We start from the raw sequence: 11,855 nt of genomic DNA, 5'->3' as shown, positions 1-11,855 counted from the left end.
AACCGGATAACTGAACGGATGCGCACATTTTACACCGGACAGTGTACTTTTGAAAAACACGAAACTACACTGTGTAGTGTACCCAGCGGACGTCACCCATGAAGCGCCTGCTCCTTGTCCTTTTGCTTGGAATCCTCGCCGTGACCGCCTACACCTTCTGCAAATCCTGGTCCCTCCCCGACTTCCCCGATTCGCCGCAGTACCGCGACGGCAAGTTCCACAATGCCCTGCCCCGTCCGGCGATGGGCCTGCGCGACGGTGCGGAGATCTGGTGGACGTTTCTCTTCAACAAACCCAAGGGCACCGTGCCTGCGCACCCGATTCCGGTGCTGCCGCTGGACCGCGCCACCCTCGACGCCGCGCCGGACCGCAGCCTGTTCCGGCTTGGGCACTCCACGATCCTGCTGAAGCTGCGCGGCCAGTACTGGCTGACCGACCCGGTCTTCTCCGAGCGCGCCTCGCCGGTGCAGTGGATGGGCCCGGCCCGCTTCCACGCACCGCCGATCAGCATCGAAGAGCTGCCGCCGATCGCTGGCGTGATCCTCTCGCACAACCACTACGACCACCTGGACCATGCCGCCGTGATGCAGCTGGCAGGCAAGACCGCGCGCTTCATCGCCCCGCTCGGCGTCGGCGACCAGCTGATTGCCTGGGGTGTGGACGCCAGCAAGGTCGAACAGCTGGACTGGTGGCAATCGACCGAGGCCAGCGGCCTGCGCCTGACCGCCACCCCGGGCCAGCACTTCTCCGGCCGCGGCCTGGGCGACAGCGACCGCAGCCTGTGGGCGTCGTGGGTGATCCAGGACGACGACTTCCGCATCTTCTTCAGCGGCGACACCGGCTACTTCGACGGCTTCAAGGCCATCGGCGAGAAGTACGGCCCGTTCGACCTGACCATGATCGAGACCGGCGCCTATGATCCGCGCTGGGCGTTCGTGCACATGCAGCCGGAACAGACGCTGCAGGCGCACCTGGACCTGCGCGGCAAGTGGCTGCTGCCGATCCACAACGGCACCTTCGACCTGGCCCTGCACGCATGGCAGCAGCCGTTCGAGCGCATCACCGCATTGGCGGCCGCGAAGAACGTGCCGGTGGCCACGCCGATGATGGGCGAAGCGCTGGACATGCAGGCGCCGCAGGCGGGTACGCGCTGGTGGGAGACGGTGGAGTTGTAGCGTGCGGTGCGCTTGACCTGCCGGAAACCATGTAGAGCCGAGCCATGCTCGGCTGCGTCAACCACAGAAGCGGCCTGCGACGCTGCAGTGCGTCATGTAACCGATTACATCCCTTGCTAGCGTAGCGCTCGCCCGACACCGGCCGAACCTGCGAGGCTGTACGTAATGACATTGCGCGCCGAACGCTCCAAGGTCTCCCGCTCAGCCATTCCATGGCGAGCTGCCGCCACCCTGCTGTTGGCCGCCCTCGCCGCTGCCGCACAGGCACAGCCCCTTCCCCCGCGCAGCCAATGGCAGGCCAGCAGTTCCTCGCAGCAGGTGCCAGCGATGGCGATCAGCCACCTGATCGACGGCGACCCGAAGACCGTCACCGGCGGCGCCTTCAGCCCCGGCCACTGGTTCCAGATCGATCTGGGCACGCCAACCCTGCTGGCTGGCGCACGACTCACCTGGGATGTCTCCAACCCGGAAGGCTATTCACTGCAGACCTCAATGGATGGTACGCAGTGGCAGACCGCGTACACGATGGCCGATTCACTGGGCGATGTGGAAACGCTGTACTTCGCGCCGCGGCAGGCGCGCTATCTACGACTGGCCAGTCCGCAGCGCACCTCCGACTGGGGTGTGTCGATCTTCGAAATGGAGCCGCTGGACAGCACGCTCAGCGCACGCATCGCCGATGTCGATGCAACACAGGCAGCCGCGCTCTGGCAAGGCGGCGGCACCATTGCGGTTCCGACCAGAAAAGGTGGATCCCATGCGCTCGAGATCACGCTGCCGCAGGCTCAATCCTCGGCTGGCCTGGTGGTCGACTGGGCCGATGGCGCGCGCGGCGCTGCACGACTGCAGGCGCAGGATGCACAGGGCCGTTGGCAGGACCTCGCACACGATGCACAGGCGGCCAATCATCGGCAAAGCTGGCTGGCTGCTGACACGGCAAAACCCCTGCGTGCGTTCCGGCTGAGCGTGGACGGCCCCGCACCGCAGGTCGCGCGACTGCGCCTGCTCGGGCCAAAGGCGGTAATGACGCCGATGAAGCGATACCAGATCACCGCCAGCGGCGCTCAGCGCGCGTTGTTCCCGGCATCGCTGCAGATGCAGCAGACCTACTGGACCGCCGTCGGTGTGCACGCAGGACGACAGAAATCGATCTTCGACGAATACGGCAATCTGGAAGCCTTCAAGGGCGCGCCGCTGGTGCAGCCGATCTGGCGTGGCGCTGACGGGCGTGCCGCTGGCGCGGCAGGACAGCCGATACAGCACGCGTTGCGGGATGGCTGGAAGCCGATGCCCTCCGCCACCTGGTCACCGCAGCCCGGCCTGGAGCTGCGCAGCGAGGTTTTCGCCATCGAGCGCGACGGCCAGCCGGTAACGTTCTTGCGGCATCGCCTGCACAACACGGGCAGCGCCAGGATCGAAGGCACGCTCAGCCTGGTCGTGCGCCCGATGCAGATGAATCCGCCGTGGCAGAACGGCGGGCTGTCACCGATCCGCGATGTGACCATCGATGGGCAGGCGGTGCGCATCAATGGACGCACGCTGCTGCAGTCGCTCACGCCGGTGGCTGCGTCCGGCGCGGCGCCGTTCGGCAAGGATGGCGCAACGGAAATCACCGCGACCCTCGCTGCCGGCCAGCTGCCCTCCACGCAACAGGCGCGCGACGACGAGGGTCTTGCCTCGGCTGCGTTGAACTACCGCGTATCACTGGCACCGGGGGCCAGCGATGCCATCGTGGTCGCGTTCCCGCTGGGTACTACCGCCGCCGATACCAAGGGCGCACTGCCCGAAGCGCCTGCGCTCGATCTAGCCACGCTGCCCCGCGATGCCAATGCGGCGTTCGATTCCCTGGCCACGCAGGCCTCCGCGGACTGGCAGGCACGGCTGGGCCAGGTCGGCCTGCGCCTGCCCGATCCCTCACTGGTCGACATGCTGCGTGCGCAGGCCGCCTACATGCTGATCAACCAGACCGGCCCGGCCATGCAGCCCGGCCCGCGCAACTACAACCGCTCCTTCATCCGCGACGGCATGGCCACCTCGGCGGTGCTGCTGCGCATGGGTGAAGCCAAGGTCGCGCGCGACTACCTGGGCTGGTACAGCGAACACGGCGTGCATGCCAACGGCCTGGTCTCGCCGATCCTCAACGACGATGGCAGCGTCAACACCGGTTTCGGTTCGGATATCGAGTACGACAGCCAGGGCCAGTACGTGGCGCTGGTGGCCGATGTCGCGCGCCTCGATGGCGGACCCGAATCGGTACGTGCCTATCTGCCGAAAGTGAAGGCAGCGCTGCGCTTCCTGCAGGAACTACGCGAACGCACGCTGGTGCCCGGCTACAAGGCCGACCAGCCAGCGCCGGAGCGCTTCGCGGGCATTCTTGCGCCGTCGATCAGCCATGAGGGTTATCCGTCTCCCACCCACAGCTACTGGGACGACTATTGGGGCCTGAAGGGCTGGCACGACGGCGCGTGGCTGGCCGAATCGCTGGGCGACCACGAGACCGCAGCGTGGGCACGCGAACAGTACAAACTGCTTTACGACGCGCTGCATGCCTCGATCCGGGCGACGATGGCGTGGAAGGGCATCGACTTCATTCCCTCCTCGGCCGACCTGGGCGATGGCGATCCCACCGGCGTTTCGATCGCACTGGACCCGACCGGCGCACAGAGCGTGTTGCCCGCCGAGGCGCTGCGGACCACCTTCGCGCGCTACCTGGAGGACGTCCGCAAGCGCAGCCAGCCCGGTGCGCTGTACGCGTACACACCGTACGAGATCCGCAATGTGCTGAGCTATGTGCACCTGGGCCAGCCGCAGGTGGCCGATGAGCTGCTGCAGGGACTGCTGCATGATCGGCGCCCGCTTGAGTGGCAGGTGCTGGCTGAGGTCGTGCACTCACGCCTACGTTTTCCGCGTTACCTGGGCGACATGCCGCATACCTGGATTGGTGCCGAGTACAGCCGCACGCTGTTCGGCATGCTGATGCGCGAAGACGATGATGCCCTCTCACTGCTGCCGGGTACGCCGCCCTCGTGGGTGGCAGGCGATGGATTGGCGGTGGAGCGGTTGCCGACAGCGTATGGCACGTTGCAGATGCAGGCGCGGCAACGCGACGGGGTGCTGACGGTGGCGCTTGGTGAGGGGCTGCGCAGCGGGACGGCGGTGAAGGTCTGGTGGCCGGAGCGCACCATGCCGAAGACGGTGCGTGTGGATGGACGTAGCGTTTCCGACTTCGATGCCGAGGGTGTGCGGCTGGTGAAACCGTTCCGGACACTGGAGGCGCGTTGGTAGAGCAGCCGAGCATCGCTCGGCTCTACAAAGACGGAGGTAGCGCCGGGCCACGCCCGGCGTCATTGCAGCGTCGGCAACCCCGGCGGATTGGTCTGCGACTGCGGCACGGCTTCCTCGGCCACATTCCATCGCTTCAGCGCCTGCGCATAGGTGCCGCTGCCTATCTGGGTATTCAGCGCCTGCGTCACCGCGTCGGCCAGGCCGCTGCCCTTGCGCGTGGTCACCGAAATCGCCGCAGCGTTCGGCCATCCCCCTGGGAACAGGCCAACACGCCGCACCTTGCCATCGCGTGCCGAATAAGCGCCCGTGGCATTGGGCTCGAACGAGACATCGGCGCGGCCGGTGATCACCGCCAAGCGGCCGACCACCGCGTCGTCGAAGTACTGGTACTCCACCGGCTTCAGGCCGGCAGCGATGTTCTGCTGGTCCCACTGGCGCAGGATCTGGTCCTGGTTGGTGCTGGCGCCCACCACCACCTTCAGCCCGGCGACGTCGGCGGGCTTTTCGATCTTCTGTATCGGCCCATCGGTGCGCGTGTAGATGCCCAGCAGGTCGTAACGATAACTGGAGAAATCGAACTTCTTCTTGCGCTCCTCGGTGACCGTCACATTGGAGAGCACCGCATCGTACTTGCCCGATTCCAGCCCCAGCGGCCAGTCAGGCCAGGCCACCGGTACGATCACCAGCTTCAGGCCCAGCCCATCGGCGATCAGCCGCGCGATGTCCGGCTCGATGCCGACCACGTCCTTGCTGTCGGCACCATAGTCGGCCAGCGGCAGCTGCCCCGGATGAGTGGCAACGGTGAATGTGCCGGGGGTGACGAAGCGATAGTCGGCCGGGATCAACGCCTGAGCCTTCGGGTCAAACGTACCCTTCAGCACGGCCGTGTTCGCTCCGGCCAGGCTGGTCGCAGCCACCGCCGCAGCCTCCGGGGCCTGGCGTACGCGCGAATAGACGATGCCGGCGATGCCGATGACCAGCACGCCTACGATCAACAGGGTGCTGCGCGAGGGGCGACGCGGTGCTGCAGGGCTCATGATGTTCCTACCGGGGTTACAGGGTCTTGGCCAGGAATTCGGCGGTGCGTTGCTGGCGCGGGCGCTCGAACAACGCCTCGGGCGTGCCCTGCTCGATCACCCGCCCCTGGTCCATCATCACCACGTGGTCGGCCACGCGGCGGGCGAAACTCAGTTCATGGGTGACGATCACCAGCGTGGTGCCGGAACGGGCCAGTTCCTCGATCACGCTCAGCACCTCCGCCACCAGTTCCGGGTCCAGTGCCGAGGTCGGTTCATCGAACAGCAGCACCTTCGGTTGCAGCGCCAGTGCGCGGGCGATCGCGATGCGCTGCTGCTGGCCACCGGACAGCTGGCGCGGGAAGGCATCGGCCTTGTCGGCCAGGCCGACCCGCTCCAGCAGTGTGCGCGCCTGCTGCTCGGCCTGCGCGCGCGATACACCACGTACCGCGATCGGTGCCTCGATGATGTTCTCCAACGCGGTCAGATGCGGGAACAGGTTGAAGCCCTGGAACACCATGCCCACTTCCGCACGACGGCGGCGGATCTCGCGCTCGGGCAGTTCGTACAACGTGTCACCCTCGCGGCGGTAGCCGATCAGCTGGCCGCCCACAGTCAAGTAGCCGCTGTCGGCACGTTCCAGGTGGTTGATCAACCGCAGCAGCGTGGATTTCCCGGCGCCGGACGGTCCGATCAGCACCGTCACGCTGCCGGCGCGCAGGTCCAGGTTCACGTCTTCCAGCACCGGCTGATCGCCGAACACCTTGCCCACGCCATGCAGCGATACCGCCGCACCCTCGCCCGCTTCCACCTGGGTGGCGATGCGCGGGCGGTTGGCCACGCGCGGCGCAGCATCACTGGATGTCCGCACCGGTGACGACACCCGCGACACCGAGCGCTCGCGCTGCAGCTGGCCGCGCGCGAAGCGCTGTTCCACGCGCCGCTGCAGCAGCGACAACACGGTCAGGATCACCAGGTACCAGACCGTGGCCACCATCAGCAGCGGCACCACTTCCAGGTTGCGCCGATAGATCACCTGCACGGTGTAGAACAGCTCCGGCAGCGCCAGCACGTAGACCACCGAGGTGCTCTTGGCCAGGCCGATCACATCGTTGAACGCCGCCGGCAGGATCGAACGCATCGCCTGCGGCAGGATGATGCGGCGCACCTGGCGACCGCGCGGCAGGCCGAGCGCGGCCGCGGCCTCGTACTGGCCGTGGTCGACCGAGAGGATGCCACCGCGGATCACCTCGGCCGAGAACGCGGCCTGGTTCAGGGTCAGGCCCAGCACCGCGGCGGTGAACACACCGATCAGCTGTGTGGTCGGGTACGAGAACAGGCTGATGCCGGTGAACGGCACGCCCAGTTCGATGGTGCTGTACAGATAGCCCAGGTTGTTCAACAGCAGCAACAGCACCAGCAACGGGATCGAACGGAACAGCCACACATAGCCCCACGACACCGCCGACAGCAGCGGCGAACCGGAGACGCGTGCCAGCGCGAGCAGCGTACCCAGCGCGAAACCGAGGCCGGTGCCAAGCGCGGTCAGCAGCAGCGTGCGACCCAGGCCTTCCAGCACCGGGCGTGCGAAGAACCACTCGGCGAAGGTGCCCCAACCCCAGCGCGGATTGCCCAGCACGGACTGCAGCCCGATCAGGATCAGCGCCAGTGCCAGCACCGTGCCGAAGACCTGCAGCGGATGCCGGGCCGGCACGATCTTCAGTGCCTGTCCGGGCGCCGGACGAGCGGCGATGCCCTCCAGCGCGGTCGACGGTGTGCTCATGCGTGGGCTCCGTGCAGCAGTGCCTGTGCAGGTGCAACGACGGGCGTCGTCGCTCGCAGTTGCTTCTCGAACGGCAGATGCGCAACCGTTTCCGGGTCGGCCTCCATATCGAACAGCGCGGTGTAGCCGTGGCTCAGGTACAGGCCAACAGCTTCAGGCTGGCGGAAGCCGGTCGTCAGGAACACCCTCCGGTACCCTTGCCGCGCCGCCTGCTCTTCCAGCTCCTGCAGCACGCGCCGCGCAATGCCCTGGCGACGCAGCCCGGGCAGCGTCCAGATGCGCTTGAATTCGGCGGTATCCGGATCGCGGTGCGGCATGAAGGCACCACCTGAAATCGCCACACCGTCGCGCAGCAGCAGCACGAAGGCACCTACCGGGGCCGCAAAGGCCTGCGCCGGATAGCGCTGCAGCTCCTCGCGAGCGCTGCCACCGATGCGTCGGCGCACGTCGGCGTAGCGGCTGTCGTACTCCTGTTCAAGACCGTCGAACAGGGGCCGCGCCAGCGGATCATCCACCGAGGTATAGAGGAAGCGTTCGTTGCTGCTCATGTCGCATCCTTCACCAGATAGTCTTCGGCCAGTCGCGCCCACAGGCTGGCGGCGGGGGCAATGGCCGCATCGTTGAACACGTAGCGCGGGCTGTGCAGCGGCGCGCTCTCGCCGTTCCCGACGAACACGAAGCTGCCCGGTCGTGCCTGCAGCAGGAAGGCGAAATCCTCGCTGGCCGTGCGCGGCGCGAATTCGGGCACCACCTGTGCGGCGCCGAAGCCCTGCACGGCCACCTCGCGGATGTAGGCGGTCTGTTGCGGATGGTTGATCACACTGGGGAAGCCGCGCGGGAACTCGATCTCGGCGCGCGCACCGAACGCGGCGGCGGTCTGTTCGGCAATCTCGGTGACCCGGCGCCGCAGGGTGTCGCGCACTTCCGGCAGGTAGGCGCGCACGGTCAGCTTCAGCTCGACCACGTCCGGAATCACGTTGGCGGCCTGCCCGCCGTGGATCGAGCCCACGGTGACCACGCCCATCTGCCGCGGATCGACATTGCGCGACACCACGCTCTGCAGCGCGGTGATGATGTGCGCCGCCACCAGGATCGGATCGACGCTGCCCTGTGGCTCGGCGCCGTGGCCGCCCTTGCCGATCACCTTCAGCCGTGCCCAATCCACCGACGCCATCGCCGGGCCATCGACGAAACCGAAGTGGCCCACCGGCACGCCCGGCCAGTTGTGCAGCCCATAGATCGCATCCACCGGGAAACGCTCGAACAGGCCATCGGCAATCATCTTCGACGCGCCCGAACCCGTCTCCTCAGCAGGCTGGAACACCAGCTGCAGGGTGCCGTCGATGCGCCCGTGGTGGGCCAGGTAGTGTGCAGCGGACAGCAGGATGGCGGTATGCCCATCGTGGCCGCAGGCATGCATCAGCCCCTCGGTCTGGCTGGCGTAGGCCAGGCCGGAGTCCTCATGGATCGGCAGTGCATCGATGTCGGCGCGCAGGCCGAGACGACGGCTGCCCTGCCCGCGCTGCAGCGTGCCGACCACACCGGTGCCGCCGAGCCCGGTGGTCACCTCATAGCCCCATTGCTGCAGCAGCTCGGCCACGCGGGCGCTGGTGCGGTGCTCCTCGAAGGCGAGCTCCGGGTGCTGGTGCAGGTCATGGCGGATCGCGATGGCGGCCTCGGCGCGTGCTGCAATTTCCGGCAGCACGCCGATGGACGCGGGATTCCGCCGGGCGTGGCCCGGTGCTGCCGCAGTTTCTCCGCTCATCGCCCTACCCCACCTTCCGCGCCGGTTCGGCGTCGGTCGAATAGCGGCTGGCCTTGTACGGCAGACCCAGATGCTCGCGCAGGGTCTGTCCTTCCAGCTCGCGCTGGTGGTAGCCGCGCGCCTGCAGGATCGGCAGCACCTGGGTCACGAAATCGTCCAGGCCCTCGCGCTGCGCGGCGAAGCCGAGAATGAAGCCATCGCTGGCACCGGCATCGAACCAGCGGATCAGCTCATCGGCCACATGCTCCGGTGTGCCGATGAAGTTCGGCCGTGGGCTCACCGCTTCCAGTGCCACCTGGCGCAGGCTCAGGCCCTTCTCACGCGCATCCTGCTTGATGCGGTCGGTGGTGGAACGGAACGCGTTGCTGCCGATGTCACCCAGCTCCGGGAACGGTGCATCCGGGTCGTACTGGCTGAAATCGTGGTGATCGAAGAAGCGCCCCAGGTACGCCAGCGCATCTTCCAGCGTGGCCAGTGCGGCAATCGCCTGGTACTTGGCTTCGGCTTCCTCGGCGGTGCGGCCGACGATGGGGCCGATGCCCGGGAAGATCTTCACATCGTTGCCGCTGCGGCCGTGCGCGATCGCCGAGTTCTTCACCTTCTGGGTGAATGCACGGGTTTCTTCCAGCGACGGCGAATGGGTGAACACCGCATCGGCGTACTTGCCGGCCAGCGCGATGCCATCGTCAGACGAACCCGCCTGGAAGATCACCGGCTGGCCCTGTGGCGAACGCTGGATGTTGAGCGGGCCTTCCACCTGGAAGAAGCGGCCCTTGTGGTCGAGGCGGCGGAATTTCTCCGGTGCGAAGAAGGTGCCGCTGTCGCGCTCACGCACGAAGGCGTCGTCGTCCCACGAATCCCACAGCCCCTGCACGACATCCAGGTACTCATCGGCGATCTGGTAGCGCAGCGCGTGCTCCGGGTGTGGCCGGCCGTAGTTGCGGCCCGAACCTTCCAACGGCGACGTCACCACATTCCAACCGGCACGGCCGCCGCTGAGCAGATCCAGCGAGGCGAACTGGCGGGCCACGGTGAACGGGTCGCTGTAGGAGGTCGACAGCGTGCCGGCCAGGCCGATCTTCTTCGTTGCCGTGGCCAGCGCCGACAGCAGCGAGATCGGCTCGAAGCGGTTGAGGAAGTGCGGGATCGACTTCTCGTTGATGTACAGGCCATCGGCCACGAAGCCGAAGGCGATGCCGTTGTCCTCGGCGGTGCGCGCAATGTCGATGTAGAACTGCAGGTTGACGCTGGCATCGGCCGGATTGGACGGATGCTTCCAGGCATGCATGTGACTGCCGGGGCCCTGCAGCATGATGCCGAACGGAATTTGGCGCGGGGTGGTGCTCATGGGAATCGCTCCTGCAGGTCAGGCCACCGCCGCGCGTGGCGCGGGCGACAGCAGCTCAAGGGAAGTCAGGCGTGCGTCGAGGTCGGCCACCGGCGCGTCGAGGACGAATTCGCCCACGCCGAAGCGCCGATGCAGCGCATCCAGTTCATCACGCACGTGCTGCGCATCACCGGACAGCACGCTGGGGCGCGTTTCCTCGATGCGGAAGTCGGCCACGCCTACCTGGCGTGCGTACTCGGCAGCCGCCTCGGGGCTGGGCAGGTTCACCGCCTGCCCGGGACCAAGGTGCAGCTTGTAGACGCGTAGCGCACCGATATGCCGCGCAGCCGCTTCGGCCGTAGGTGCGGCGAAGGCCACCGTGGCCAGCAGCGGGGGCTGCGAGGAGACGCTGCGGTAGGCTTCGAACGCGGCCTCGATGTGCTTCGGATCACCATCGAAGTGCGCGGCGTAGACGAAGCGCCAGCCCAGCGCGGCCGCCTGCTTCGCACTCTGCGGGCTGGCACCGAGCAGGAAGCGCTCCGGCGCCTGCTGCGGAATCGGCCGCGCCAGCACATCGGCTTCGGCGCCGGACAGATAGCCCTCAAGGTCGCGCAGTTGCTGGTCGAAGTCGGCGAACGCCGGGCGCCCGGCCGCCAGCGCGGCAGTCGACGCTGGCAGGCCGCCCGGCGCCTTGCCCACGCCCAGATCCACGCGCCCTGGTGCCAACGCTGCCAGCAGGTTGAAGTTCTCCGCCACCTTGTACGGCGCGTAGTGGCGCAGCATCACCCCGCCGCTGCCGATACGGATGCGCCGGGTCTGCGCCAGCACCCACGCCGCAAGCACCTCCGGTGCGGGACTCGCCAACGTCGGTGCGGCATGGTGCTCGGCAAACCAGTAACGGTGATAACCCAGCTGTTCGGCGTGCTGGGCCAACTGCAGGCTGTTGCGCAGCGCCTTTTCCGGCGAGGCGCCCTCGGCCACCGGGCTCTTGTCCAACACGCTGATCTGATAGCTCATCGTCGCGTCCTCGCTCAGGGATGGGCCACGGGGATGCCGAGCAACCCGTTCAGCGCGGCCAGGATCGGCTCGGCGCCGGAGATGTACTGGCGGTTCTGGTGCGCGCCACTGGCCAGTTCGCTGTGCACGCCCTGCGGCAGCACCAGCTTGGGCAGCGACTGGTCCTGCTCGCCGATCTCGGCGATCACCTCGCGGCGCGGCCGCGCGAAGCCGATGCGGCGCACGTCCAGCTGCGCGTCCAGGCCGTCGATGCTCGACAGCGCCCCTTCCAGCAGCAGGCTGTGCCGACAGAAGAAGCGCTGGCCGGGAATCTGTCCGTCCTCGAACTCACGGTCGAGCAGGAACAGGATGGGCTTGTCGGTTGCGTCCAGACTCACGGGGTCGTCCTCATCGGGGGGCGGCAATGCGATGCCGCTTCGATATCGATGCTAGAGATGACGGCGGTCGGCACGGCGATGCCAGACGACAATCGGCGGTCAGATCCGGC

General features: G+C 67.3%; 9 protein-coding genes. 2 read left to right on the top strand and 7 right to left on the bottom strand.

Going from position 1 to position 11,855, the window contains the following annotated elements; genetic code table 11:
- Positions 1 to 98: 98 nt before the first annotated feature.
- A complete protein-coding gene (locus M1L61_RS09315; RefSeq protein ID WP_053442892.1) occupies positions 99 to 1,175 on the top strand; it encodes an MBL fold metallo-hydrolase in 1,077 nt (358 codons plus the stop codon).
- A 165-nt stretch (positions 1,176 to 1,340) separates the two neighbouring features.
- Complete coding sequence (locus tag M1L61_RS09310) at positions 1,341 to 4,460, top strand: discoidin domain-containing protein (protein ID WP_248854623.1); 3,120 nt, start codon at positions 1,341 to 1,343, stop codon at positions 4,458 to 4,460.
- A 59-nt stretch (positions 4,461 to 4,519) separates the two neighbouring features.
- Here the strand turns inward: M1L61_RS09310 and M1L61_RS09305 are convergent, their stop codons facing one another.
- From M1L61_RS09305 to M1L61_RS09270, 7 genes are read right to left on the bottom strand one after another with little or no spacing between them, the layout of a single operon-like run.
- The gene (locus tag M1L61_RS09305; RefSeq protein WP_248854622.1) at positions 4,520 to 5,497 is read right to left on the bottom strand and encodes an ABC transporter substrate-binding protein; all 978 of its coding nucleotides are present in this window, start codon (positions 5,495 to 5,497) and stop codon (positions 4,520 to 4,522) included.
- 16 nt (positions 5,498 to 5,513) lie between these two features.
- The gene (locus tag M1L61_RS23120) at positions 5,514 to 7,259 is read right to left on the bottom strand and encodes an amino acid ABC transporter permease/ATP-binding protein (protein WP_283102632.1); all 1,746 of its coding nucleotides are present in this window, start codon (positions 7,257 to 7,259) and stop codon (positions 5,514 to 5,516) included.
- Positions 7,256 to 7,807 (bottom strand): GNAT family N-acetyltransferase, encoded by a 552-nt coding sequence (locus M1L61_RS09290; RefSeq protein ID WP_248854621.1) that lies wholly within the window; start codon positions 7,805 to 7,807, stop codon positions 7,256 to 7,258. Before M1L61_RS09290 ends, M1L61_RS23120 begins: the two co-directional genes overlap by 4 nt.
- Complete coding sequence (locus M1L61_RS09285) at positions 7,804 to 9,024, bottom strand: M20 aminoacylase family protein (protein WP_248854620.1); 1,221 nt, start codon at positions 9,022 to 9,024, stop codon at positions 7,804 to 7,806. The genes M1L61_RS09290 and M1L61_RS09285 overlap by 4 nt, the downstream gene beginning before the upstream one ends.
- A 4-nt stretch (positions 9,025 to 9,028) precedes the next feature.
- Positions 9,029 to 10,372, bottom strand: a complete 1,344-nt coding sequence (locus M1L61_RS09280) for an LLM class flavin-dependent oxidoreductase (protein WP_248854619.1) — start codon at positions 10,370 to 10,372, stop codon at positions 9,029 to 9,031.
- An 18-nt stretch (positions 10,373 to 10,390) separates the two neighbouring features.
- Entirely contained in the window at positions 10,391 to 11,368 is a 978-nt protein-coding gene (locus M1L61_RS09275) for an MsnO8 family LLM class oxidoreductase (RefSeq protein WP_248854618.1), read from the bottom strand.
- A gap of 14 nt (positions 11,369 to 11,382) precedes the next feature.
- Complete coding sequence (locus M1L61_RS09270; RefSeq protein WP_010484654.1) at positions 11,383 to 11,745, bottom strand: DUF3088 family protein; 363 nt, start codon at positions 11,743 to 11,745, stop codon at positions 11,383 to 11,385.
- Positions 11,746 to 11,855 lie beyond the last annotated feature (110 nt).

It is taken from the genome of Stenotrophomonas sp. NY11291, assembly GCF_023277365.1.
Lineage (GTDB): Bacteria > Pseudomonadota > Gammaproteobacteria > Xanthomonadales > Xanthomonadaceae > Stenotrophomonas > Stenotrophomonas geniculata.
The sequence above is the reverse complement of the archived record's forward strand: the minus strand, read 5'-3'. Positions and strand labels throughout refer to the sequence as shown.

Coding starts and splice junctions, on each gene's coding strand:
- M1L61_RS09315 (WP_053442892.1), top strand. CDS start 99: ATGAAGCGCCTGCTCCTTGTCCTTTTGCTTGGAATCCTCGCCGTGACC.
- M1L61_RS09310 (WP_248854623.1), top strand. CDS start 1,341: ATGACATTGCGCGCCGAACGCTCCAAGGTCTCCCGCTCAGCCATTCCA.
- M1L61_RS09305 (WP_248854622.1), bottom strand. CDS start 5,497: ATGAGCCCTGCAGCACCGCGTCGCCCCTCGCGCAGCACCCTGTTGATC.
- M1L61_RS23120 (WP_283102632.1), bottom strand. CDS start 7,259: ATGAGCACACCGTCGACCGCGCTGGAGGGCATCGCCGCTCGTCCGGCG.
- M1L61_RS09290 (WP_248854621.1), bottom strand. CDS start 7,807: ATGAGCAGCAACGAACGCTTCCTCTATACCTCGGTGGATGATCCGCTG.
- M1L61_RS09285 (WP_248854620.1), bottom strand. CDS start 9,024: ATGAGCGGAGAAACTGCGGCAGCACCGGGCCACGCCCGGCGGAATCCC.
- M1L61_RS09280 (WP_248854619.1), bottom strand. CDS start 10,372: ATGAGCACCACCCCGCGCCAAATTCCGTTCGGCATCATGCTGCAGGGC.
- M1L61_RS09275 (WP_248854618.1), bottom strand. CDS start 11,368: ATGAGCTATCAGATCAGCGTGTTGGACAAGAGCCCGGTGGCCGAGGGC.